General features: G+C 72.5%; 22 protein-coding genes and 2 pseudogenes. 17 read left to right on the top strand and 7 right to left on the bottom strand.

The features are described 5' to 3' along the window. The first annotated feature begins 13 nt into the window (after positions 1 to 13). Together couO and ACIQWX_RS46000 are read left to right on the top strand one after the other, a co-directional pair. A complete protein-coding gene (couO, locus tag ACIQWX_RS46005; protein WP_400885438.1) occupies positions 14 to 880 on the top strand; it encodes a 4-hydroxyphenyl-beta-ketoacyl-CoA hydrolase in 867 nt (288 codons plus the stop codon). Positions 881 to 946: 66 nt separating this feature from the next. Beyond that, positions 947 to 1,168 carry a DUF2188 domain-containing protein gene (locus ACIQWX_RS46000; RefSeq protein WP_400886215.1) on the top strand — a complete coding sequence of 74 codons (222 nt, stop codon included), beginning with the start codon at positions 947 to 949 and terminating at the stop codon, positions 1,166 to 1,168. Positions 1,169 to 1,282: 114 nt separating this feature from the next. Here the strand turns inward: ACIQWX_RS46000 and ACIQWX_RS45995 are convergent, their stop codons facing one another. After that, positions 1,283 to 2,008, bottom strand: a complete 726-nt coding sequence (locus ACIQWX_RS45995; RefSeq protein WP_400885436.1) for an ATP-binding protein — start codon at positions 2,006 to 2,008, stop codon at positions 1,283 to 1,285. A gap of 122 nt (positions 2,009 to 2,130) precedes the next feature. On the opposite strand from ACIQWX_RS45995, the pseudogene ACIQWX_RS45990 reads away from it, so the two are divergent. The 3 genes and pseudogenes from ACIQWX_RS45990 to ACIQWX_RS45980 form a co-directional block, all read left to right on the top strand. Beyond that, a pseudogene (locus tag ACIQWX_RS45990) lies at positions 2,131 to 2,958 on the top strand (manganese catalase family protein); the annotation flags it as partial. 27 nt (positions 2,959 to 2,985) lie between these two features. Continuing rightward, positions 2,986 to 3,156: pseudogene (locus ACIQWX_RS45985) on the top strand (DUF2188 domain-containing protein); the annotation flags it as partial. Between the two features lie 225 nt (positions 3,157 to 3,381). Continuing rightward, positions 3,382 to 3,837: a DUF4383 domain-containing protein gene (locus ACIQWX_RS45980; RefSeq protein ID WP_400885434.1), complete on the top strand. Its 456-nt coding sequence runs from the start codon at positions 3,382 to 3,384 to the stop codon at positions 3,835 to 3,837. A 22-nt stretch (positions 3,838 to 3,859) separates the two neighbouring features. Here ACIQWX_RS45980 and ACIQWX_RS45975 read toward each other — a convergent pair whose 3' ends face one another. Beyond that, entirely contained in the window at positions 3,860 to 4,501 is a 642-nt protein-coding gene (locus ACIQWX_RS45975) for a hypothetical protein (RefSeq protein WP_400885432.1), read from the bottom strand. An 89-nt stretch (positions 4,502 to 4,590) separates the two neighbouring features. Here ACIQWX_RS45975 and ACIQWX_RS45970 point away from each other — a divergent pair, with 89 nt between their 5' ends. Next, the gene (locus ACIQWX_RS45970) at positions 4,591 to 5,298 is read left to right on the top strand and encodes an HAD family hydrolase (RefSeq protein ID WP_400886214.1); all 708 of its coding nucleotides are present in this window, start codon (positions 4,591 to 4,593) and stop codon (positions 5,296 to 5,298) included. On the opposite strand, the gene ACIQWX_RS45965 is transcribed toward ACIQWX_RS45970, so the two are convergent. Beyond that, positions 5,291 to 5,908: a class I SAM-dependent methyltransferase gene (locus ACIQWX_RS45965; RefSeq protein WP_400885430.1), complete on the bottom strand. Its 618-nt coding sequence runs from the start codon at positions 5,906 to 5,908 to the stop codon at positions 5,291 to 5,293. The two genes, ACIQWX_RS45970 and ACIQWX_RS45965, sit on opposite strands and share 8 nt — an antisense overlap. Before the next feature lie 56 nt (positions 5,909 to 5,964). After that, on the bottom strand, positions 5,965 to 6,438 hold the full coding sequence (locus ACIQWX_RS45960; protein WP_400885428.1) for a carboxymuconolactone decarboxylase family protein: 474 nt from the start codon (positions 6,436 to 6,438) through the stop codon (positions 5,965 to 5,967). Positions 6,439 to 6,584: 146 nt separating this feature from the next. On the opposite strand from ACIQWX_RS45960, the gene ACIQWX_RS45955 reads away from it, so the two are divergent. Next, complete coding sequence (locus tag ACIQWX_RS45955) at positions 6,585 to 7,463, top strand: RNA polymerase sigma-70 factor (protein ID WP_400885426.1); 879 nt, start codon at positions 6,585 to 6,587, stop codon at positions 7,461 to 7,463. Here the strand turns inward: ACIQWX_RS45955 and ACIQWX_RS45950 are convergent. After that, the gene (locus ACIQWX_RS45950) at positions 7,460 to 8,794 is read right to left on the bottom strand and encodes an MFS transporter (RefSeq protein ID WP_400885425.1); all 1,335 of its coding nucleotides are present in this window, start codon (positions 8,792 to 8,794) and stop codon (positions 7,460 to 7,462) included. The genes ACIQWX_RS45955 and ACIQWX_RS45950 overlap by 4 nt on opposite strands. A gap of 98 nt (positions 8,795 to 8,892) precedes the next feature. Here ACIQWX_RS45950 and ACIQWX_RS45945 point away from each other — a divergent pair, with 98 nt between their 5' ends. The 7 genes from ACIQWX_RS45945 to ACIQWX_RS45915 are packed head-to-tail and all read left to right on the top strand — an operon-like array spanning position 8,893 to position 15,536. Further along, positions 8,893 to 9,384, top strand: a complete 492-nt coding sequence (locus tag ACIQWX_RS45945) for a MarR family winged helix-turn-helix transcriptional regulator (RefSeq protein WP_400885424.1) — start codon at positions 8,893 to 8,895, stop codon at positions 9,382 to 9,384. 52 nt (positions 9,385 to 9,436) lie between these two features. Then, positions 9,437 to 10,366, top strand: a complete 930-nt coding sequence (locus tag ACIQWX_RS45940) for a hydroxymethylglutaryl-CoA lyase (RefSeq protein ID WP_400885423.1) — start codon at positions 9,437 to 9,439, stop codon at positions 10,364 to 10,366. Further along, positions 10,363 to 11,082 (top strand): enoyl-CoA hydratase/isomerase family protein, encoded by a 720-nt coding sequence (locus ACIQWX_RS45935; protein WP_400885421.1) that lies wholly within the window; start codon positions 10,363 to 10,365, stop codon positions 11,080 to 11,082. The genes ACIQWX_RS45940 and ACIQWX_RS45935 overlap by 4 nt, the downstream gene beginning before the upstream one ends. Next, entirely contained in the window at positions 11,079 to 12,263 is a 1,185-nt protein-coding gene (locus tag ACIQWX_RS45930) for a CaiB/BaiF CoA transferase family protein (RefSeq protein WP_400885420.1), read from the top strand. The genes ACIQWX_RS45935 and ACIQWX_RS45930 overlap by 4 nt, the downstream gene beginning before the upstream one ends. Continuing rightward, entirely contained in the window at positions 12,260 to 13,006 is a 747-nt protein-coding gene (locus ACIQWX_RS45925) for an enoyl-CoA hydratase/isomerase family protein (RefSeq protein ID WP_400885417.1), read from the top strand. Before ACIQWX_RS45930 ends, ACIQWX_RS45925 begins: the two co-directional genes overlap by 4 nt. Continuing rightward, positions 13,003 to 14,583: an AMP-binding protein gene (locus tag ACIQWX_RS45920; protein WP_400885414.1), complete on the top strand. Its 1,581-nt coding sequence runs from the start codon at positions 13,003 to 13,005 to the stop codon at positions 14,581 to 14,583. Before ACIQWX_RS45925 ends, ACIQWX_RS45920 begins: the two co-directional genes overlap by 4 nt. Beyond that, entirely contained in the window at positions 14,580 to 15,536 is a 957-nt protein-coding gene (locus ACIQWX_RS45915) for an NAD(P)H-dependent flavin oxidoreductase (protein WP_400885411.1), read from the top strand. The genes ACIQWX_RS45920 and ACIQWX_RS45915 overlap by 4 nt, the downstream gene beginning before the upstream one ends. Positions 15,537 to 15,610: 74 nt before the next feature. On the opposite strand, the gene ACIQWX_RS45910 is transcribed toward ACIQWX_RS45915, so the two are convergent. Continuing rightward, complete coding sequence (locus ACIQWX_RS45910; RefSeq protein WP_400885409.1) at positions 15,611 to 16,309, bottom strand: alpha/beta fold hydrolase; 699 nt, start codon at positions 16,307 to 16,309, stop codon at positions 15,611 to 15,613. Between the two features lie 123 nt (positions 16,310 to 16,432). On the opposite strand from ACIQWX_RS45910, the gene ACIQWX_RS45905 reads away from it, so the two are divergent. The 3 genes from ACIQWX_RS45905 to ligD all read left to right on the top strand — a co-directional run bounded on the left by ACIQWX_RS45905 (position 16,433) and on the right by ligD (position 21,293). Then, positions 16,433 to 16,990 carry a TetR/AcrR family transcriptional regulator gene (locus ACIQWX_RS45905; protein WP_400885407.1) on the top strand — a complete coding sequence of 186 codons (558 nt, stop codon included), beginning with the start codon at positions 16,433 to 16,435 and terminating at the stop codon, positions 16,988 to 16,990. 715 nt (positions 16,991 to 17,705) lie between these two features. After that, on the top strand, positions 17,706 to 19,238 hold the full coding sequence (locus ACIQWX_RS45900) for an FUSC family protein (RefSeq protein ID WP_400885404.1): 1,533 nt from the start codon (positions 17,706 to 17,708) through the stop codon (positions 19,236 to 19,238). A 72-nt stretch (positions 19,239 to 19,310) separates the two neighbouring features. After that, on the top strand, positions 19,311 to 21,293 hold the full coding sequence (gene ligD / locus ACIQWX_RS45895) for a DNA ligase D (RefSeq protein WP_400885401.1): 1,983 nt from the start codon (positions 19,311 to 19,313) through the stop codon (positions 21,291 to 21,293). Here the strand turns inward: ligD and ACIQWX_RS45890 are convergent. Next, positions 21,290 to 22,504 carry a hypothetical protein gene (locus ACIQWX_RS45890; RefSeq protein WP_400885399.1) on the bottom strand — a complete coding sequence of 405 codons (1,215 nt, stop codon included), beginning with the start codon at positions 22,502 to 22,504 and terminating at the stop codon, positions 21,290 to 21,292. The genes ligD and ACIQWX_RS45890 overlap by 4 nt on opposite strands. Positions 22,505 to 22,564 lie beyond the last annotated feature (60 nt).

Raw genomic sequence — 22,564 nt, 5'->3', positions numbered from 1 at the left:
ACCGGAGACCCCCGTGGACCTTTCCGCACTGACCGCCATCGACGTCCACACCCACGTCGAACAGGACGGGCACGGCTGCTTCGCCCTCGACCAGGAGCTGCTGGACGCCTCGGCGAAGTACTTCCGCGCCGACCAGGACCGCACGCCGACGGTGGCCTCGATCGCCGAGCACTACCGGGCGCGGAACATGGCCGCCGTCGTCTTCACGGTCGAAGCACCGGCCGCGACCGGGCACCCCGCGCTCTCGAGCGAGGAGATCGCCGACGCGGCGGCCGAGCACGCCGACGTGCTCATCCCGTTCGGCTCGGTCGACCCGCACGCCGGCAAGGCCGCCGTGCACCGCGCGCGGCGCCTGGTCGCCGAGCACGGTGTCCGCGGCTTCAAGTTCCACCCGAGCCTGCAGGCGTTCGAGCCGAACGACGTCCGGTACTACCCGCTGTACGAGGCGATCCAGGAGCTGGGCGTCCCGGCGCTGTTCCACACCGGGCAGACCGGGATCGGCGCCGGCCTGCCGGGCGGGCACGGCATCAAGCTGCGCTACTCGAACCCGATGCTCCTCGACGACGTCGCCGCGGACTTCCCCGGCCTGACGATCATCCTGGCCCACCCGTCGGTGCCGTGGCAGGACGAGGCGATCTCGGTCGCGACGCACAAGGCGAACGTGTACATCGACCTCTCCGGCTGGTCGCCGAAGTACTTCCCGCCGCAGCTGGTCCGCGCGGCCAACTCGCTGCTGAAGCGCAAGGTGCTGTTCGGCTCGGACTTCCCGGTGATCACCCCGGACCGGTGGCTCGCCGACTTCGCGGCCCTCGACCTGAAGGACGAGGTGCGCCCGCTGATCCTGAAGGACAACGCCGTCCGGGTACTCGGCCTGGGCTGAACGTTTGTCCGGTCCGTCCCCGGGCACCCGCAGGTTCTGGCGGACTTGCGGACGGAGGCGGACGTCGTGGCGGAGGGTGACGTGCACACCTACTTCGAGGACGGGCTGTGGAAGAACCGCGTCGAAGGTGGCACCCGGGCATCCAACACCTCGCCCCGCCGGACCGACGCCGTGCTCTCCGGCCGGCTGATCGCGAAGAAGCGGAAAGTCGGGCACGTGGTCCACACGCCCGAGGGCGACGTGGAGACCGAGCGCGACTTCCGGCCGCGCGTCAAGCGTCCACATTAGACGAAGACCCGCCTCCGCCCGGCGAAGGCTGGGGGTGACCTGCGAGCGGAGGCGGGAGCCTGTACCCGTTACAACGCAGGGGAAACAGTGGTGTTCCCCGACGTGACGCGGGCCTCAGCGGCGGGCCAGCACGGCCCACACGGTCTTGCCGCCGGACCGGCACCGGCTGCTCCCCCACGTCTTCGCGACCTTGGCGACCATCCGCAGGCCGAGTCCCGTCTCGGTGAGGTCCAGCCCTTCCCGGACGACGGCGGGGCGCGAGCTCTCGTCGGTCACCTCGACCGACAGCCGCCCGCGGCGCAGCTCCAGCCGCAGCCGGGGCGCCGAATCCGTGTGCCGCAGCGTGTTTTCGACGAGCTCGTTCGCGATCAGCTCGGCGTCCTCGGCGAGTTCGGGCACGCGCCACTCGGCGCAGGTGCCCCGGACGAACTCGCGGGCGAGCGCGGAGGTGTGCGCGGACCGGACCAGCACCCGCCGCGCCCGTTTCCCCGCGGGGCGCCTCAACGCGGCTTCGGCCGCGGCGACGTCGGCGTACACGGGAACCCGCGCGCCGGCCAGCACCGCCCGCTGCTCGGGCCGCGCGGTCACGAGGGCGAAGGGCACCGCGGGCCAGTCGCCGACCCGCAGCGCGACCAGCGCGAACACCCGCAGCAGCTCGGGGTCGCCCAGTGCGAGGCGCTCGATGTCGACGAGCACGGCGCCCTCGGCGTCGGCGGCGAGCTCGAGCAGGCTGTCGCGCAGCCGCGGGTAGGTCGTCCGGTCGAGCACGCCGAGGACGGAAGCGGTGGCGGCCGAGCCCGCCGGGGAAACCAGCCACACGGAATTGTGCCGGGCGAGCACCGGGACCACCTCCTGGTGAAAGGACTCCGGATCGGATATCCGGTCACGGAGCACTCAAACGGCGGATTTCCGGTTGACCGGGCCGCACGGGGGAACCCGCGCGGACCGGAAGGGAGACGACCTTGTTCCGTCACACGAAACTGCTGCAGTTCGAAGCCAAACCCGAGAAGCCGGACCCCGTGTACGCCCACAAGCTGCAGGAGCTCATCGGCGGCGCGTTCGGCGAAATGAGCGTGACGATGCAGTACCTGTTCCAGGGCTGGAACTGCCGCGTCGAAGGCAAGTACAAGGACCTGATCATGGACACGGCGACCGAGGAGATCGGGCACGTCGAAATGCTCGCCACCATGGTCGCGCGGTTGCTCGAAGGCGCTCCGGCGACGGTCACCGCCGAAGCCGTCAAGGACCCGGTGCTGGCCGCGACGATCGGCGGGATGGACGTCCAGCAGGCCATCGTCGCCGGCGGCGGCGCGCTCCCGGCCGACAGCAACGGCACCCCGTGGAACGGCAAGTACATCGTCGCGTCCGGCAACCTGCTCGCCGACTTCCGCGCGAACGCCGCCGCCGAAGCACAGGGCCGCCTGCAGACCGCGCGGTTGTACAACATGACCGACGACCCGGGCGTCAAGGCGATGCTGAAGTTCAACCTGGCCCGCGACACCGTGCACCAGAAGCAGTGGCTGGCGGCCATCGAAGAGCTGGAAGCCGACGGGCTCGAAGGCCCGATCGCGCCGACCGCGTTGTTCGACGAAGAGGACCAGACGCACAACCGGACGATCTGGCACCTGTCCGACGGCCCGGACGGCGCCAAGGGCGCGGCCTGGACCGCCGACCTCGAGTACCTCGTGGACCCGGAACCGCTGGGCGGCCCGGGAACCGCGCCGAAGCCGGATCCCGCGCTGTACGCCACCGCCACGGCGGAATCGTCGGCGCACGCACCGGCCGACGGCGACGTCGAGACGTTCTACGACGGGGAAGTCTGGAAGAACAAGGTCGTCGGCAACTCGCGGGCGTCGGGCAGCGCCGAGAAGAAGGCGGACGCGGTGGCGGCGGCCCGGAAGCTGGCGATCAAGCGCGGCACGGCCCACTTCATCCACACGAAGGACGGCCGGATCGGCGAGCGCCGCACCTACCCGCGCGCCCACTGACCGGCGCGGGCTCGACGACGTGAACGACTCGTTCAGCGCGCCGGACGTCCTGAACGAGTCGTTCAGGACGGTGCTCGGCCCGGGGCGCTTCCTCCGTTCGGGCGAAACCCGGGCAAACCCGGCAGCCGGTGCGGGGAACCGCGTTTGCCGGGCCCGGCAAAGGGCATGCCGCCCGGGCGCGGCCCCCGGCCGAGGGCCCGTCCCATCCGAATCGGAGGAACCACCATGGCATCGACGGAGACCGCCGTCCGGCGGACCCCGCGCCAGCTGCTCGCGGCGATCGTGGGAGTGGTTTTCCTGCTGGTCGGCGTGCTGGGGTTCATCCCCGGCGTGACGACGAACTACGACATGCTCACCGGCGCCGGGCACCACTCCGGGGCGCTGCTGCTCGGGATCTTCAACGTCTCGATCCTGCACAACATCGTCCACCTGGCGTTCGGCGTGGCCGGGCTCGCGCTGGCGCGGACCGCGAGCGGCGCCCGGGCGTTCCTCGTCGGCGGCGGCGTGATCTACCTGGTGCTGTGGCTCTACGGCCTGGTGATCGACCAGGACAGCGCGGCCAACTTCGTCCCGGTCAACACGGCCGACAACTGGCTGCACTTCGGCCTGGGCGTCGGCATGATCGCGCTCGGCCTGATCCCGCTGCGCGCGACCCGCAGCCCGATCGCCGACTCGCGGTGAGGCCGCCGGGGCCGGGCGGGCTTCACGGCCGCCCGGCCCGGCTGCCCGCGTAAGCCCGTTCCCGCACCGCCGCCAGCCACTCCGGCGCCACCTCGAGCCCCTCGGGCCGGTTGAGCATCGGATCGAACGCCGGCGCGTCTCCCCCGACCTCCGAGAGGGTCAGCTCCGCGCTGTCGCACCACCGACCGTCCTCCCGGCCGGTCCGCAGCACGAACTCCAGGCCGCCCGCCGCCACCACCGCTTCGAGTGACGCGTCCAGCCGCGGCGAATCCGCCGACGCCCACGCCCCCAGCCAGATCAGCCGGTCCGCGCGGCGGTACGGCACCAGGCTGCTGTAGGCGCCGCCGGTCCACGTCGCCGCCGGGCGGGGCAGCATCCGGCCGACGTGGCCGCTGCCGGACGTCGTCAGGGTGAGGTCCCACGGCCCGCCGCCGCGGCCCGCGCCGGGGACGCGCACCGCCAGACCGAGCGCGTCCGGGAGCCGGCCCGGCGTGCCCGCGCCCTTGGACAGCCGCGCGACGACGGCCGTCGGTTCGGCCGGCCACGGCAGGTCGTCGTCGACAGGACGCAGTTCGCCGCGCAGTACCAGTCCGGCCGGGTGGAACGCGCGGGCGCGGCGCAGGGAGGCCAGCCCCCGGAAGCCGAGCGCCACCAGACCGGTCAACGGTCTTCGGTCGCTTCGCGCTCGGCCGCGTCGCGGTCGTCCGGCGTCGTCATGTGTAGGTCCTTTCACCTCGGGTACCCGCAACGGCGATACCCACCCGGCACCCGCCGAAACCCGAGGAGCCCACCATCGCCACCGCGGTCCTGTTCGACGTCGACGGCACGCTCGTCGACTCCAACTACCTCCACGTCCACGCCTGGCGGCGGGCCTTCCACGAGCTGGACCGGAAGGTCGACTCCTGGCGCGTGCACCGCGCGATCGGCAAGGGCTCCGGCAAGCTGCTGAGCACCCTGCTGGGCGACGAGGACGCCGAGCGCGTCGGTGACGAGGCGAAGGACCTGCACAGCCGCTTCTACCTGGAGACCGCCGAGCTGCTGCGGCCGTTCGCCCAGGCCCCGGAGCTGGTGCGGGCGCTGGCCGCGAAGGGCGTGCGGGTGGTCTTGGCGACGTCGGCGGGTCCGGACGAGCTGGATGTGCTCCGCAAGACCCTCGACGTCGACGACGTCGTGAAGGACATCGTCGCCGGTTCGGACGTCGAATCGACGAAGCCGGACCCGGAACCGGTGCAGGTGGCCCTGGAGAAGGCGGGCACGACACCGGAGGACACGATCTTCGTCGGCGACGCGGTCTGGGACGTCCGGGCCGCGACGAAGGCCGGTGTGCGCACGATCGGCGTGCTGTCGGGCGGGGTCAGCGCGGCCGAACTCGAAGAAGCGGGCGCGATCGCGACGTACGACGACGTCGCCGCGCTGCTGGCCGACCTCGAGAAGAGCCCGTTGGCGAAGCTGTTCAGCTGACCTTGCGCGCCACCAGCCGTTCGACCAGCCCCAGCTTGAACCGCTCCTGCCGCTCGATCGGCATCCCGAGCGCCTCCACCAGCTTCAGCGGGCGGCGCCGGAAGTGCTCGCCCGCCAGTGGGACGCTCGCCAGCTCGACCAGCCACTGAGCCGCCCGGACCACGGCGGCCGAGCCGGCCACGTGGTCGACCAGGATCAGCCGGCCGCCCGGGCGCAGGACGCGGCGCATCTGCGCAACCGCCGCCGCGGGGTCGGGGATCGCGCAGAGGCCGAACGTGCACACCGTCGTGTCGAACGACGCGTCCGCGAACGGCAGCTCGTGCGCGCTGCCCTGCCGCAACGTCACCTCGCGGCCGAGTTCGCGAGCGCGTGCCCGGGCGATCTCCAGCATCCCGGCGCTGAGGTCCAGCCCGGTGAGCGTCACCCCGGCCGGGTACCAGGGCAGGTTGAGCCCGGTGCCGACGGCGACCTCCAGCACCTCGCCGGTCGCCTGCCCGCAGGCCCACTCCCGCGAGTCGCCGAAGAGGCGGCGGTCCCAGACGCCCATCTCCGCGTCGTAGGTCGCCGACTTGCGGTCCCAGTACCGGTTCCACCGCTGCGCCTTCGTCATGCCCCCCAGCGAAGCACGAACCGGCCCGGGATCGGGTGCTCCCGGGCCGGTCCCGCTCAGCCGAACATGCCGGGCTCGTAGGAGCCGCCCTTCTGGTGCACGATCACCGCGAGCCGGTTCGCCGAGTTCATCTGGGCGACCAGCGCGACCAGCGCGGCGGTCCGGTCGTCGTCGTAGTGCTCGCGCACCGCCGCCCAGGTTTCGTCGGAGACGCCCGGGGCGCCGTCGGCGATGCGGGTGCCCTCCTCGGCCAGCGCCAGCGCGGCCCGCTCGGCCTCGCCGAACACGGTGGCCTCGCGCCAGGCGGCGACGAGGTTGATCCGCACGGCGGACTCCCCGGCGGCGGCCAGCTCCTTCGTGTGGATGTCGACGCACCACCCGCAGCCGTTGATCTGGCTGACGCGCAGCGACACCAGCTCCTGCGTGACCTTCGGCAGCGGCGACTGGACGATCGCCAGGCTCGCGGTGCCGAACCGCTTGGCGAACTTCGCGCCGATCTCGTTGTCGGTCAGGGCGAAACGGGGTTCCATGGTTCCTCACTTCGGGGTCGCGGAACGGTCGGCCAGGAGATGCCGGCGGACCCCGGTCCCGTGACAGTGACCACCGTCACGGTCACACGCGGGCCGCGGCCGGCATCTGGTGGGAAACTCCATCCGACGCTGCTTGAGGAGCCCCCATGGCCGACCCCGCGACCGAGGCGTTCCTCGCCCACCGGAACCTGCTGTTCACCGTCGCCTACCAGATGCTCGGCTCGGCCGCCGACGCCGAAGACGTCCTGCAGGAGACGTGGCTGCGCTGGGCGGGCGTGGACCGCGCCGCCGTGCGCGACGAGCGGGCGTACCTGGTCCGGATCACGACGCGCCTGGCGCTGATGCGGCTGCGGACCCTGGGCCGGCGCAAGGAGTCCTACGTCGGGCCGTGGCTGCCCGAGCCGTTGCTGACCGCACCGGACGTCGCCGAGGACGTCGAGCTGGCCGAGAGCGTCTCGATGGCGATGCTGCTGGTGCTGGAGACGCTGACCCCGGCCGAGCGCGCGGTGTTCGTGCTGCGCGAGGTGTTCGCGCTGGACTACGACGAGATCGCCGAGGCGGTCGGCAAGACCTCTTCGGCCTGCCGCCAGATCGCCCACCGGGCCCGTTCCCACGTCGCCGCGCGCCGGCCACGCGGCGACGTGTCCCCGGCAACGTCCCGCGACGCACTGGTGGCGTTCCGGCGCGCGGTCGAAACGGGCGACCTGCGGGAACTGCTGGACATCCTGGCCCCGGACGTGGTGTTCCTCGGCGACGGCGGCGGAGTGGTCCAGGCCGTCCTGGAACCGGTGGTGGGGTCCCGGGCGGTGGCGGGTCTGCTGACGGCCGGCGTGGGCAACTTCGCGACGGGATCCCTGTCGGCGGCGCAGGTCAACGGGTACCCGGCGTTGATCCTGCGCCGCGACGGCGGGGTCGACACGGTGGTGGCGTTGCGCATCGACGATGGGCTCGTCACCGGGTTGTATGCGGTACGGAACCCGGAGAAACTGTCGCGTTTGGACGAAGAGACGCCCCTGCGGCGTTAGTCGTGCTTCTCTTTCAGGTCCTTGGCTTTCACCCCGACCAGCAGCACCACCACGGCCACCAGCACGATCCCCGAGCTGATCACCAGCCCCAGCGACAAGCTCCCCGTCGCCGACTGGATGAACCCCAGCAACGAAGGCGAAGCCGCCGCCGCGAACGAGCCCATCGACGTCACCACCGCGATGCCCGTCGCCGCCGCGCTTTCGCTCAAGTAGATCGACGGGATCGAGTAGAACACCGTCAACCCCGAGTAGTGCGCCGCCGCCATCACCGCCAGCAGAACCACCACCACCAACACGCTGCCGCCCGAGAACGCCAGTGCCAGCATCGCCACCGCCGCCACCAGCCAGCTGATCGCCGCGTGCCAGCGGCGTTCCAGCGTGCGGTCGGAGTGGCGGCCGACCAGGAGCATCACCGCGATGCCGAGCAGCGGCGGGATCGCCGAGAAGAACCCGAGGTTCAGCACGTCGCCGACCCCGGCCTCGGCGATGATCCGCGGTGTCCAGTACGAGACGGCGTTGGCCAGCGTGTACGCCCCGCACGCGCACAGGCCGAGGATCCACACCTTCGGGTCACGCAACGCCGAAAGCATGCCGCCGTGCCGGACATCGGGTTTCGACGACCGCTCCGCCTCCAGATCGGTCCGGACCAAAGCCTTCTGCGCCGGCGTCAGCCACTTCGCCTGCTCCGGCTCGTCCACGAGGAAGAACGCCACCAGCACCGCCAGCAGGATCGGCGGGATCCCCTCGATGAGGAACAGCCACTGCCAGTCGGCCAGGCCGGCGACGCCGCCGAGCGCGTGCATGATCCAGCCCGACACCAGCGAGCCGAGCACGCCGGACACCGGGACGCCGATGAAGAACACCGCCGTCATGCGCGTCCGGCGCGCGGACGGGAACCACCGCGACAGCAGGTACAACGCGCCCGGGAAGAAGCCCGCTTCGGCCACGCCGAGCAGGAACCGGGCGACGTAGAACGTGAACTCGTCCTGCACGAACAGGGTCGCGATCGTGACGACGCCCCAGGTCGCCATGATCCGGACCAGCGTCTTGCGGGCGCCGATCTTGGCCAGCAGTGCGTTGCTCGGGACCTCGAAGAGGATGAACCCGACGAAGAACAGCGTGACGCCGAGCCCGTAGACCGCCGACCCGAAGCCGAGGTCGCGCTTGAGGCCCTGCTGCGCGATGCCGATGTTCGTCCGGTCGATGAAGCTGACGACGTAGCAGACCACCAGCAGCGGCATGACCCGCAGCGCGATGGTCCGGTAGGTCGACGCGCGGTCGGCGCCGCCGACCGCGGGTGGCCGTCCGGTGACGGCAGGGTGTTCGGCCACGGCTGCGACTCCTTCGTCCGGCGGGGCGTGCGGCGTCAGTCTCGGCATCCGGTGTTGAGTTTGTCAACACCGGTTCGGCAACGGCTACGATGACCGGCATGGCGGAACGCGCGGACGGCCGGGACCTGGTGCCCATCTCCGGACTCCTCTCCTACCGGCTCTCCCGCACGTCGTCGGCGATGTCGCGCAGCGCCGCGCTGCGCTACCGGCGGGAGTTCGACGTCAGCCTCGGCGAATGGCGGGCGATCTCGCTCATCGCCGCCGACCCCACCCTCACACTCAACCGGCTCGCCCGCCGCGCCGGCCTGGACAAAGCGCAGATGAGCCGGGTGGTCACCCGGCTGACCGAGCGCGGGCTGGTCGACCGGACGGCCGGCTCGGGCCGCACCTCGCAGCTCGCCCTGACCACCGAGGGCACCCGCGTCTACCGGGGCCTGATCGCCGCGGCCAACGAACGCGACGCCGAGTTCCTGGCCGCGTTGACCCCGGAAGAGGCGGCGACGCTCAGCGGGGCGCTGGACAAGCTCGCCGACCTGGCGCTGACCGTCGAGGAACGTGAGCGCGCCCACCCCGCTACCGATGGCTGTTGACTTTATCAACAGAGCCGCGTAGTTCTGGAGCCACCGAACAGGAGGTGGCCCGATGCCCGACGCCGTCACGATCTGCGAGTGCTTCGCCCGCGACGGGCTGCAGCACGAGCCGGAGTTCGTGCCGACCGCGACGAAGGTCGCGCTGCTGGACGCCTTCGCGGACGCGGGGTTCCGGCGGATCGAGGCGACCAGCTACAGCCACCCGGAGCGCGTGCCCGGTTTCTCCGACGCGTCCGAGGTGCTGGCGCAAGTCGGCCGCCGCCCGGGCGTCGCGTTCAAGGCGACCTGCCCCAACCCGCGTGCCGTGCAGCGGGCGCTGGCCGACCTCGACGCCGGCCACGGCGCCGACGAGCTGAGCCTGCTGGTCTCGGCCAGCGAGTCCCACACCGAACGCAACCTGCGGACGTCCAGAGCCGGGCAGTGGGAGCGGGTCGAGGAGATGGTCCGGCTGGCCGGCGGCCGGTTCAAGCTGGTCGGCGTCGTTTCCGTGGCGTTCGGCTGCCCGTTCGAGGGCGTGGTCGACCCCGGCCGCGTCGCCGAGGACGTCGCCCGCTTCGCCGACCTCGGCGCCGGCCTCGTCACCCTGGGCGACACGACTGGCGTCGCCACTCCGCGCTCGGTCAAGGCACTGTTCAAGCGGCTGAACACCGAAGTCCCCGTCGTCGCGCACTTCCACAACACCCGCGGCACCGGCATCGCCAACGCCGTCGCCGCCCTCGACGCCGGCTGCCGGAACTTCGACACCGCCATGGGCGGCGTCGGTGGCCACCCCTCGACCATCCAGTACGGCGCCGGCCTGACCGGAAATGTCTGCACCGAGGACCTGGTCAGCCTCTTCGCCGCGATGGGCGTCGACACCGGCCTCGACCTGGACCTGCTCGCCAAGGCTTCGGCCGCCTGCGAGGACGCGCTCGGCCGTCCCCTGCACAGCATGGTGGCCCGCGCCGGCTTCACCCCGACCCCGAACCAGGAGACCCCGTGACCGTCATCGCCGAGGACCACGGCCCCGTCCGCGTCCTGACGCTGAACCGGCCCGACAAGCTCAACGCCCTGAACACCGCGCTGACCCGCGCGCTCAGCGACGCGTTCACCGCGGCCGACGCCGACCGCGACGTCCGCGCGCTGGTGCTCACCGGCGCTGGCCGCGGCTTCTGCGCGGGAGCGGACCTCGGCGAGTTCGCCGACCTGACGCCCGGCCACGCCGACGCCGTCCTCGAGCGGGCCGCGCTGACCGCGAAACTGCAGGTTCAGGCGCGGCAGCTGCGGATCCCCGTGGTCAGTGCCGTGCGCGGCGCGGCCGTGGGGGGCGGCGCGGGGCTGGCGATCGGCGCGGACATGGTCGTCGCCGGCACGGACCTGAAGTTCGGCTACCCCGAGCTGAAGCACTCGATCGTCCCCGCGCTGGTGATGACCGGGCTCGTCCAGCACCTCGGCCGCAAGCTCGCGTTCGAGCTGGTCAGCACCGGACGGCTGCTCACCGCCGCCGAAGCCTTCGAACACGGCCTGGTCAACCGGGTCGTCGCCCCCGAGGAGGTGCTGCCGGCCGCGCTGGAGATCGCCGAGCACTGGGCGAAGGTCGAGCCGCGCGCGATCGCCGCCGCGAAAGACCTCTTCTACCGCGTCGCCGACCTGCCGACCGGCGCCGCGATGCGCGCCGGGCAGGACGTCAACGCGCTGATGCGGGGGTTCCGCGCATGACCGGCCCGCTCACCGGGATCACCGTCCTGGACTTCTCCCGCGTCCTGGCCGCTCCCCTGGCGACCCAGGTCCTCGCCGAGCTGGGCGCCACCGTCGTCAAGGTCGAGCGGCCCGGGTCCGGCGACGAGACCCGCGGCTTCGAACCCCGCCTGCCCCACGGCGAAAGCGCGTACTTCTTCGCCTTCAACCGGGGCAAGAAGTCCGTGACCCTGGATCTCAAGGATCCGCGCGGCCGAGAGGTGGCGCGACGGTTGGCGTCCCGTGCCGACGTCGTCGTCGAGAACTTCCTGCCCGGCGCGATGGACCGCATGGGCCTCGGGTACGCGGATCTCGCGCGGCCGGACCTGGTCTACGTGTCGGCCACCGGGTTCGGGCAGACCGGCCCGAACCGCGACCGCAAGGGCTACGACACCGTCTTCCAGGCGCTGTCCGGCGTGATGGCGATGACCGGCGAGCCGGACGGGCCGCCGTCGAAGACCGGGATTCCCGTGGCCGACATGACGTCCGGGCTATGGGTGGTCATCGCGGTGCTGTCCGGGCTGGCCGGACGCGCGGCTTCGGGGCGGGGCCGGCACCTCGACGTGTCCATGATGGACGTCCAATTGAGCCTGCACGCGCTCAACGCGGCCCGGCTCTTCGCGCTCGGCGAGGACCCGGTGCGCACCGGCACCGAGCACCCCGGGCGGGTGCCGTCGGCGGCGTTCCAGGCCGGCGACGGGGAATGGCTGCACATCAGCGGCAGCGACCAGCACTGGCGTCCTTTGTGTACGGTCCTCGGCCTCGACGATCTCGCCGCGGATCCCGCACTGCAGGGCAACTCCGGCCGCGTCGAGCAGCGCGCCCGCGTCATGAAGGCGCTGCGTGGTGCGATCGCCCAGCACGACCGCGACCCGCTCGTGAAGGAGCTGCGCACCGCCGACGTCCCGGCCGGCGCGGTCCGCTCGGTGCGCGAAGCCCTGGCCGATCCGCACGCCGCCGCGCGCGGGGTCGTCGGCGAGTTCACCCACCCCGTCGAGGGGACGTTCCCGGCCCTGCGGACACCGTTGCGCGAGACTGCGGGTGAGCCACCGGACCTCGGCGTGCCGCCGCTGCTCGGCGCCGACACCGACGACGTCCTGGCGGAGCTCGGGCTCTCCCCGGCCGAGATCGGGGACCTGCGCGCCGAAGGGGTGATCCGATGACCGAGCGCGTGTGCGTTTCCGTGGCCGACGGCATCGCCCGGGTCGAGCTGGCCCGGCCCGAGGCCCGCAACGCCCTCGACCTGCCGATGTGCCACCAGCTGCGGGAGGCGTTCGAGTCGCTGCCCGACGACGTCCGCGTGGTGCTGCTCAGCGGGCGCGGGCCGGTCTTCTGCGCGGGCGCCGACCTCAAGGAGCGCACGGGCAAGGACGCGGCGTGGGTGCGCCGCCGCCGTCTCGCGTCCTTCGCCGCCTACGCCGCCATCGAGGCGTGCCCGGTGCCGGTCGTCGCCCTGGTGCAGGGCGCGGTCGTCGGTTCGGGCGGCGAGATCACCCTCGCCGCGGACTTCGCCTTGGCTGCTTCGGGGACGGTCTTCCGGTTCCCCGAGCCGCACTGGGGTACCGTCGGCGCGACCCAGCGCCTGCAACGCGCCATCGGCAAGCGCCGGGCCAAGGAGCTGCTGTTCACCAACCGCGCGCTCGACGCCGCCGAGGCCGCCAACCTGGGCATTGTCACGCGAGTCGTGCCTGCCGGCTCGCTCGCCGAGGCCGGCGACGAGACGGCCGCGAGCATCGCGAAGGCGCCGCCGCTGGCCATTTCGCTCACCAAGCGCGCGGTCGACCTCGGCTCGGAGACCGACCTGGACCGCGGGATCCGGATCGAGCTGGCCGCGATCGAACAGTGCCTCGCCGACGGCGGCTGGCGCGACGGTGTCGCCCGCTTCACCAACGGAGACCCACGATGACCGACCTCCGCACGGCCTGCCCCCTCACCACTCACGAGGTCCTCGCCCGCGCGGCCCTGCTCGCGCCGGACGTCGAAGCCGTCGTCACGGCGTCGGAGCGGATCACCTACGGCGAGCTTTCCGCACGTGTTTCGCGGATCCGCGCCGGGCTCGCGGCCGCCGGGATTGGCCGCGGCGACCGCGTCGGGATCTGCCTCGGCAACGGACCCGACTGGGTGGCGCTGTTCCTGGCGATCGGCGCGGCGGGCGCGGTCGCCGTGCCGGTCAACACCCGGTTCACCGCCGACGAAGTGCGCTACACCCTCGACCACGCCCGCGTGCGGACGCTGTTCGTGGCCTCGCGAGTGCTCAATGTGGACTTCGCGGCGATGCTGCGGGAACTCGACGTTTCGTCGATCCCTTCACTCGAAAAGGTCGTCGTGCTCGGTGACGATGTCCCGACCTTCGCTTCTTCGTGGAACGATTTCCTGTCCGGTTCTTCCGAGGCGCCTCCCGCTGTCGCTTCACCGGACGACATCCTGCTGGTGCAGTACACGTCCGGCACGACGTCGCGGCCGAAGGGCGTCCTGCTCACCCACCGCAGCATGTGCGCGGACGCGTTCTTCTCCGGTGCGCGGATGGGCTTGCGGCCGGGCGACCGGTTCCACTCGGCGCGGCCGTTCTTCCACGTAGCCGGCAGCACGCTGTCGGTGCTTTCCTCCCTCCAGCACGCCACGACGCTCGTGACGATGCCGAAGTTCGAGCCCGAGGAAGCGTTGCGGCTGCTGGAAACCGAGCGGTGCACGCACTTCTCCGGCAACGACACGATCGCCCTGCTGCTGCTCAACCACCCTTCGCGCGCTCAGCGTCGATTGTGCCTGCGCGGCGCGTGGGTGGCGGCGTCGCCGACCGTGATCCGCCGGGTGATCGACGAACTCGGCGCGTCCGAATGCGTTGCGGGCTACGGTCTTTCCGAGGCGTCGCCGAACGTCGCGCAGTCGGCGTGGTGGGAGCCTCCGGAGGTTCGCGCGTCCGGCGCGATGGCCGTGCAGCCGGGGGTCGAGGTGCGGATCCGCGCGTTCGACGCCGACCGTGACTGCGGCCCGGGCGAACCGGGCGCGGTGCTGGTGCGCGGCTGGAACGTCATGGTCGGCTACCTCGACGATCCCGTGAAGACAGCCGAGACGATCGACGCCGACGGCTGGCTGTCCACCGGCGACGTCGGCCTGCTCGACGACTCGGGGCGGTTCCACTTCACCGGCCGCACCAAGGACATCATCCGCGTCGGCGGCGAAAACGTGGCGCCCGCGGACATCGAGGACACACTGCACCGGCACCCGCTGGTCCGGCAGGCGGCCGTCGTCGGCGTCCCGGACGCGCGGCTGGTCGAGGTGCCGTTCGCGTTCGTCGTCCTGACCTCGCCCGACGTCACCGAGGCCGAACTCCTGGCGTGGACACGCGAACGGATGGCGGGTTTCAAGGTGCCGCGGCACCTGCGGATCGTCGACGGCTTCGAGGGCATCGGGATGACGGCCAGCTCGAAGGTGCAGAAGAACCGGCTGGCGTCCCACGCGCGTTCGCTGCTGGAGCAGGCATGACCCGCATCCCGACGTCGGTGACCGAGCTGCTGGGGATCGACCTGCCGATCGTGCAGGCGGGCATGTCGTGGGCTTCGTCGTGTTCGGCGTTGCCGCTCGCGGTGTCGAACGCGGGCGGCCTCGGCGTCGTGGCGGCGGGCCCGATGCGACTGTCCGATTTGGACGCTGTGCTGACGGAGGTGGCGGCGGGCACTTCGCGGCCGTGGGCGGTCAACCTGCCGCTGTACCGCGCCGGCATCGACGAGGTGATGGACCTGGTGCTGCGCCACCGGCCGCCGGTGCTGATCGCGTCCCAAGGCGGGCCGCGGCGCTACTTGGCCCGGTTCCACGACATCGGGACGCGCTGCCTGCACGTGGTGGCCGGCGTTTCGCATGCGCTCAAGGCCGCTTCGGCCGGCGTCGATGGCTTGGTGGTCGTCGGCGCCGAGGCCGGCGGGCACCCGCCGCCCGCGATGGTGACGACGTCGGTGCTGGTGCGCGCCGTGACGCGGGCGGTCTCGCTCCCGGTGATCGCGTCCGGCGGGATCGCCGACGGTGCCGGCCTGGCGGCGACGCTGGCACTCGGCGCGGGCGCGGCCCAGTTCGGCACGCGGTTCCTGGCCAGCGTCGAGGCTTCCGTGCACCCGGCGTACAAGGAGGCAGTGGTGGCGTCCGATGTGGACGGGACCCGCACGGTGGGTAACGGCCTGGGCGTGATCCGGGCGCTGGCCAACGACTTCACCTCACGCATGGCTTCCTTGGAGTCGTCCGGCGCGGAGGAATCGTTGCGGCGCAAGACGTTCCAGGCGTCGTCCCTGAAGGACGCGGCACTGCACGGCGACGTCGTGGAGGGGAAGGTCGAGGCGGGCCAGTCGGCCGGACTGGTCGACTCGGTGCTGCCGGCGGCCGAAATCGTGGCGAACATCGTGCGCGAGTACGGCGAAGCACGCGCGGGGCTGCCGCCGGTCGGTTAGGGTGCCGGCCCCGGCGTTCCGCGGCGCGGACCGAGCGTGCGGACCGGAACGCAGCGCCCGGTCCGCACGGAGGGTCACTCGGCCGCGGCCGCCGCGATCACCTCGGCGACGACGCCGGGCTGCGACACCGCGACGGCGTGCGAGGCGTCGATCCGCCGGACCGTCGAGGACGCGCGCTCGGCCATGAACTCCTGGGCCGCGGCCGGGATGGCGTTGTCCTGGTTGGCGATCAGCGTCCACGACGGGAGCTTCGACCAGGCCGGCGTCCCCTCGAACGGGGCGGCGAGGGCCTGCTGCGCCACCGGGCGCTGGGTGACGGCCAGGATCGCGGCCGTCTCCGCCGGGACGTCGGCCGCGAAGACCTCGGCGAAGTCCGCCGGCTTGATGGACAGCTCGGGCGTGCCGTCGTGGACCAGGACGTTCGTGGTCTCCGGGCCGAGCTTGGCGCCCGGGTAGCGGCCGGACAGCTCGAAGACGCTCTCCCCCGCGTCGGGCTGGAAGGCGGCGATGTAGACCAGGGCGCGGACGTTCGGCGTCTCGGTCGCGGCGCGCGTGATCAGGGCGCCGCCGTAGGAGTGGCCGGCGAGGACGACGGGGCCTTCGACGCCCTTGACCACGTCCGCGACGTAGGCCGCGTCGGTCTCGACGCCGCGCAGCGGGTTCGCCACCGCGACGACCGGGAAGCCCTGCTCCTGCAGCTTCGCGACGACGCCCGTCCAGCTCGACGAGTCGGCGAAAGCGCCGTGGACCAGAACGATGGTGGGCTTGCTCATGACTGGCTCCTCAGGAAGAACGACTGGTCTTTCTGTCTCCATACTCTGGCTGTCCGGCGGGCGTCGTGGCAACGTGACGAAGCCGACCTGGCAGAACGACCAGTCTTTCTCTATGCTGAGGGGATGAAGTCTGCCGAGGTGCACCCGAAGGACCGGCTGCTGGCGACCGCGTCCCGGCTGTTCTACGCCGAGGGCATCCACGCGGTCGGGGTGGAACGGCTGGTGGGCGAGGCATCGGTGACGCGGGCGACGTTCTACCGGCACTACCCCACGAAGGACGACCTGGTGGCGGCGTACCTGACGGAAACGAGCCACCAGATCCGCAAGGCGGTCGATGCGGCCCGCGCGGGCAAGCCCCCGCGCGAGGCACTGGCGGCGGCGTTGTCGGTGGTGGGAGAGGCAACGTGCGGAGAGGATTTCCGCGGCTGCCAGTTCCTCAACGCGGCGGCCGAGTACCCGGACCCGGACAGCCGCGTTCGCCAGGTGATCGAGGACCACCGCAGGTGGTTCTTCGAGGTGCTGAGGTCCGAGGCGGCGGCTGCGGGACACCCGGAACCCAGCCACGCGGCCCGAGTGTTGGTGCTCCTACGAGACGGGGCTCTGCACGGCGGCGAACTGGACGACGCGGAGACGGTGCGGGCAACGCTGCAGCGGGCGGTCGAGGAGTTCCTACCGGCCTGACCGGGATCCGGCCCCGCACTGCGGCGGCGCGCCCGGCGCTTGCGATCCGCGCGCCGAGGGTTGCAACTCGAGCCACCGCGCCGGCGATCAGAGCCCTGCGCACCCGCGAATCGCACGCCTCGCGAACCACCTCCCGCCGCCGACCACGCCACAAGCCGCGGCCGCCATCGCCAGAAGCCGGAGCCCGACGCCGGCCGCTCTCGCGCACCACACCCCACACGAGCCGCCGCCGCCCGGCCCGCGGCCCGCAGCCCGCGGGCGACTGTCGCCAGAACCGCGAGCCACCCTCGCACCCGCCGCCGCACCCCGGCGCACCCGCAAACCCACCACACCCCGCGCTGCCACGCACCGCGAGCTGCCATCACCAGAACCCCAGCCACCCCGCGCCCCGCCACCAAGCCCGGCGCACCCGCGAACCGCGCCTCGCGCGAGCCACCTTCGCGCCACCGCCCAGCGCACCTCACCCCGCACCAGCCACCTCCGCGCCACCGCCCAGCGCACCTCACCCCGCACCAGCCACCTCCGCGCCACCGCCCAGCGCACCTCACCCCGCACCAGCCACCTTCGCACCACCGCCCAGCGCACCTCACCCCGCACCAGCCACCTCCGCGCCGCCACCCGTCCCCCTCCCCCGTCCCGCCCGCGGAGCGATGCACCTCACCCCAGCGCTCGGTCCACCCGATCCCACCCCACCCGGCGTGCTGGAATGAAAGCCGTGCCGCCCGACGATCCGCTCCCCCGCATCGCCCACCCCCGGGCGCTGCTCTTCGCTCTCCCCGCTGCCGGCCGGCGGTGGAGTGCCGGCCTCCGGGCCGCGGCCGCCGTTCTTCTTCCCGGCACCGTCGTCGTCCTCGTCGGCCATCCGACCGAAGCCCTCTTCGTCACCTTCGGCGCCTTCGCCGTCCTCTACGGCGAAGGCCGCCCCTACCGCGTCCGGGCCCGCGTAGTCCTCACCGCCGCCGCCCTCCTCCTCGCCGCCGCCGGGCTCGGGGCCGCCGTCGGTACGACCGGTACCCAAGCCGGCGTCGTCATCGTCGTCACCGCCGTCGCCGTTCTCGCCGTCTACGCCGTCGATGCCCTACGGCTCGGGCCGCCCGGCGCCCTCTTCTTCGCCCTCGTCTGCGGCGGTGCGCTCATCGCCACCGAAGGCGGCGCCCAGCCGGCCACCCTCCTCCTCTGCACCGCGCTCGGCGGCGCGTCCTCCGCCGTCGTATCCATGGCCGGTGCCCTCGCCGACCGCGGCAAGCCCGAACGCGCCGCCGTCCACAAGGCCGTAACCGCCGTCGACGCCTTCCTGACCACCGAAAACCCCAGCGCCGCCACCCGGCACGCCGCCGGCTCGGCCATCTCGGCCGCCTGGAACGCCCTCCACGACGCGGGCCAAGAGCAATCCACCCTGGCCACCACCCTCATCACCGCCCACCGGCGCTTCACCGCCGCGACCGACGACGAAGCCGCGACACTGCCGCTCCCCCGGCCCAGCGTCGGTTACCGGCTGCGACGGTCGGCGTCCCTCCGTTCCCACGCCACGGTGACGGCCCTGCGCGTCGGCGCCACCTGCGTGATCGCCGGGACCCTCAGCGCCTCCCTCGGCCTGGCGCGCCCGCACTGGGCGATCCTCAGCGCGCTCGTCGTCCTGCAGCAGGGCACCGACCGCCTCCACGCGAACGTCCGCGGCCTGCAGCGCTTCGCCGGCACCGCCCTCGGCCTGGCTCTCTTCGCCGCCCTCTCCCTGCTCGCGCCCACCGGGATCGCGCTGGTCGCCGCCGTCGCGGTGCTGCAGTTCTGCATCGAGCTGTTCGTCCCGCGCAATTACGCGGTGGCCGTCGTCTTCATCACGCCGGTGGCACTGCTGGCCGGCGGCGCCGCCGCGGCCGGCGCGATCGGCCCGGTCGTCCGCGACCGCCTGGTCGAGACGCTCATCGGCGTCGCGCTCGCGGTCCTCGCCCAATACGTGCTCGCCCCGCACGCCCACCGCGCGACGTTCCACTGGACCGGATCCCGCGTCCGCACCGCCGCGCTGACGCTGCTCACCGCCGGCCCGGCGGCCGTGGAACTCCGCCGCGACCTGCAGTTCGAGCTCGAAGGCACGACGCGCGCGGCGGTCGACTCGGCCCACAACGACCTCGCCTGGACGCGCCGGCACTGGCCCGCGCACGCGGAGCTCGTCCACCGCGGCTACGACCTGCTCGCCGCGTGCTGGTCGACGACGCCGCTCGCCCCGGAGTGGGAACAAGCGTTCCGATAGCTTTCACCTGCACAAACCCAGCGGGGCTAGGCCGATCGGGTTACCTTCGGAAGGCACACACGGAGGTTCGGCATGGCTGCTCACGACGCGTCCGGGGTCCCCGCGTGGGTCGAGCCGATGCTGGCCAAGGCCGACGGCGGCCGGCTGCGCAGCGGCGCCGAGTGGGCGTACGAGTACAAATTGGACGGCTATCGCGCAGCCATGCGGATCGCGCCGGACGGCACCACCGTCCTCACCAGCCGCAACAACATCGACTTCACCGCCGAGTTCGCCGAACTCGCGGGCGTGCTCGCCCCCGCGCTCGACGGCCGGGCCGCCTACCTCGACGGCGAGGTCGTCACCTACGGCGCGGACGGCCGGATCGACTTCGAGCTCATGCAGGAACGCCGCGGCCGCTGGGTCCGGCACCAGAGCGGGCCCAAGGGACGGGAGTTCGACGACGTCCCGGTCCGGTTCCTCGCCTTCGACCTGCTGCGGCTCGGCGACCGCGACCTGCTGAAGGAGCCCTACGACGAGCGCCGCCGCCTGCTGGCCGACCTGCCGATGCCCGATCCGTACCGGGTCTCGGTGGTCCGCGCCGTCACCTTCGACGAGCTCGCCGCCGACCGCCGGACACCGGCGGACTTCCTGGCCCACGCCGCGTCCGCCGGCTACGAGGGCGTCGTCGCGAAGCTGCGCGGCGCCGCCTACGTGCCGGGGCAGCGGCCGGACTCCTGGCTCAAGCACCCGTTGATCCGCACCCAGGAGGTGATCGTCTGCGGCTGGCGCCCCGGCCAGCGCAGCTTCACCGGCACGCTCGGCGGGCTCCTGCTCGGCGCGCACGACCCCGGCACCGGCGACCTCGCCTACATCGGCGACGTCGGCACCGGCTTCAGCCAGGCCACCCGTGCCGACCTGATGGCGCAGCTCCAGCCGCTCGAACGCCGCACCCACCCGTTCGCGACGACGCCGCCGCGCGAAGACACCGTCCGCGCGCGGTGGGTCGAGCCGCGGCTCGTCGGGGAGATCGTCTACCGGCAGTTCACGCGCGGCGGCCGCGTCCGCCACACCGCCTGGCGCGGCCTGCGGGCCGACAAGAAGCCGGCGGACGTCGTCGCGCCGCGCGCGGCGGAACCCGCCGCGGCGCCTCCCCCGCCTCCCGAACCGGTCGGCCAGCGGATCACCGTGCAGGCGGGCAATCGCCGGCTCACTCTGTCCAATTTGGACAAGGTGCTGTACCCGGCGGACGGGTTCACCAAGGGCGAGGTGATCAACTACTACTCGCGGATCGCGCCGGTCCTGCTGCCGCACCTCGCCGGTCGTCCGGTGACGTTCATCCGCTACCCCAACGGCGTCGGCGGCGAAAAGTGGTTCGAGAAGAACGTCCCGAACGGCGCGCCGCCGTGGTTGCGCACGGTCCGGCTGCCCAGCACGGGTTCGCGCGGCAGCGGCGACACGATCGACTACCCGCTCCTCGACGACCTCCCGGCGCTGGTCTGGTCGGCGAACATGGCGGCACTGGAACTCCATGTTCCACAGTGGACGGTCACTGTGGACGCCGATCGGCAGCCGCCCGACCGCCTGGTGTTCGACCTCGATCCGGGGCCGGGCACGACGGTCGTCGACTGCGCACGCGTCGCCGAACGCCTCCACGACCTATTGGTCACCGACGGCCTGACGCCGTTCGCGAAGACGTCGGGCTCGAAGGGAATGCAGCTGTACTGCGGAATCCGGACCGACGACCCGGCGGCGCCGTCGGCGTACGCCAAGCGGCTCGCGCAGCAACTGGCGCGCGAAACGCCCGGCACGGTGACCGCGGTGATGGCCAAGGCGCAGCGCGGCGGCCGGGTGTTCATCGACTGGAGCCAGAACAACCCGGCGAAGACGACGGTGGCGCCGTATTCCCTGCGCGGCCGCGACCACCCGACGGTCTCGACGCCGCTGACGTGGGACGAAGTCCGCGCGTGCCGGCACGTGCACCACTTGACGTTCACGGCGGAGGAGGTCCTCGACCGCGTCGACGAGCACGGAGACCTGCTCGCCGGCGTGGCCGAGAACCGGGCGCCGCTGCCTTAGTGCCGCTTGAGGACGCGCTTGGCCCGGGTCAGCAAACCCTGGACGGCATTCGTCTTGCTCGGCGCGGGCGGCTCGGCGTCGACGGATTCCGTTCGCGGGGCGGGAATTTCACCGGCGATGGATCCCGACCCGGACGCTGAGGGTTCCGGCTGTCGGGTGGGGTGCGGCTCGACGGCGCGGCTTTGCGCGGTTCCCGACCGCGCGGGAACGGCGGCGGGCGCCAGAGCATGACGGGGCTGTCGCGGAAGTTCGGGCTCAGGCTGGGACTTGGCTCGGTGGCTCTGCGGCGGAAGGGCCGGCTCGGCCTGAGGCTCCGCTCGGTAGCTCTGCGGCGGAAGGGCCGGCTCGGCCTGAGGCTCCGCTCGGTAGCTCTGCGGCGGAAGGGCCGGCTCGGGCTGAGGCTGGGCGTGGAGTTGCGGCTGCGGCTCGGTGGGAGGCTGGGCTTGCGGCTGAGCTTCGGCCGCGAACCGAGGCTCGGGCTGCGCGCGCCCCTGGGGTTCAGTCTGCATCTGTCGCTGGGGCTGAGCCGGCACCTCGGGCTGAGCCTGCAGTTGAGGCTCAGGCTGGACCTGCATGTGGTGCTGGGGCAGAGCTTGAGCCTCCATTTGAGACTCGGGCCGCACCGGCACGTGAGGCTGGGCCTGGGGTTGAGCCTCCACCTCCGGCTCCACCTCGTGCCGCGTCTCAAACCACGACTGTGGCTCGGGCCGGGCGTGCACCTGCGGCTCGGCCTGGGGTTCAGCCTGCATCTGAGGCTCGGGCCGCACCGGCGCCTCGGCCTGAGCCCGCACTCGAGGCTCGGGCTGCGCCTGCACATAGTGCCGCGCAGGGGACTGAGCCTGCGCTTGCGGCTCAGGCTGCACCTGCACGGGCTGCGCTTCCACCTCCGGCTGCGCCTCCACCCGCGGCTGCGCCTCGGACCGCGCCTCCACCTGCGACTCGGCCTCGCCCCGCGCCTCCACCCGCGGCTCCACCCGCCGCGGCGACCGCCCGCGGACCTGGTTCACCGGCTGCTCCGACCCGAGCATCTCCGGCGTGACCACCGGCGTCATGAGCGGCGTGTGCGCGGCGTCCGCGTTCGGCCGCGCCGGTTCCTTCGCCTCCGGGTACCGGGCCAGCGGATCCGTCTCCGTCGGCACCGCCCGGCTCCGCAGCAACCCCACGCACCCCAGCAGCCCGATCAGGCCGACCAGACCCCAAAACACCGTCATGACCGTCCTCCCTTTCCACGCTCCCGCCTCGGATAACCGGCCACGCGCGCGCCAACCCCA

Source organism: Amycolatopsis sp. NPDC098790, from assembly GCF_044759945.1.
Classification (GTDB): Bacteria; Actinomycetota; Actinomycetes; order Mycobacteriales; family Pseudonocardiaceae; genus Amycolatopsis.
This window is presented reverse-complemented; position numbering and strand designations above follow the sequence as displayed.

Excerpts from the sequence above, each read along its gene's own strand:
- ACIQWX_RS45980 (WP_400885434.1), top strand. The coding sequence starts at position 3,382 with ATGGCATCGACGGAGACCGCCGTCCGGCGGACCCCGCGCCAGCTGCTC.
- ACIQWX_RS45965 (WP_400885430.1), bottom strand. The coding sequence starts at position 5,908 with ATGACGAAGGCGCAGCGGTGGAACCGGTACTGGGACCGCAAGTCGGCG.
- ACIQWX_RS45960 (WP_400885428.1), bottom strand. The coding sequence starts at position 6,438 with ATGGAACCCCGTTTCGCCCTGACCGACAACGAGATCGGCGCGAAGTTC.
- ACIQWX_RS45955 (WP_400885426.1), top strand. The coding sequence starts at position 6,585 with ATGGCCGACCCCGCGACCGAGGCGTTCCTCGCCCACCGGAACCTGCTG.
- ACIQWX_RS45945 (WP_400885424.1), top strand. The coding sequence starts at position 8,893 with ATGGCGGAACGCGCGGACGGCCGGGACCTGGTGCCCATCTCCGGACTC.
- ACIQWX_RS45940 (WP_400885423.1), top strand. The coding sequence starts at position 9,437 with ATGCCCGACGCCGTCACGATCTGCGAGTGCTTCGCCCGCGACGGGCTG.
- ACIQWX_RS45930 (WP_400885420.1), top strand. The coding sequence starts at position 11,079 with ATGACCGGCCCGCTCACCGGGATCACCGTCCTGGACTTCTCCCGCGTC.
- ACIQWX_RS45925 (WP_400885417.1), top strand. The coding sequence starts at position 12,260 with ATGACCGAGCGCGTGTGCGTTTCCGTGGCCGACGGCATCGCCCGGGTC.
- ACIQWX_RS45920 (WP_400885414.1), top strand. The coding sequence starts at position 13,003 with ATGACCGACCTCCGCACGGCCTGCCCCCTCACCACTCACGAGGTCCTC.
- ACIQWX_RS45915 (WP_400885411.1), top strand. The coding sequence starts at position 14,580 with ATGACCCGCATCCCGACGTCGGTGACCGAGCTGCTGGGGATCGACCTG.
- ACIQWX_RS45910 (WP_400885409.1), bottom strand. The coding sequence starts at position 16,309 with ATGAGCAAGCCCACCATCGTTCTGGTCCACGGCGCTTTCGCCGACTCG.
- ACIQWX_RS45905 (WP_400885407.1), top strand. The coding sequence starts at position 16,433 with ATGAAGTCTGCCGAGGTGCACCCGAAGGACCGGCTGCTGGCGACCGCG.
- ligD (WP_400885401.1), top strand. The coding sequence starts at position 19,311 with ATGGCTGCTCACGACGCGTCCGGGGTCCCCGCGTGGGTCGAGCCGATG.
- ACIQWX_RS45890 (WP_400885399.1), bottom strand. The coding sequence starts at position 22,504 with ATGACGGTGTTTTGGGGTCTGGTCGGCCTGATCGGGCTGCTGGGGTGC.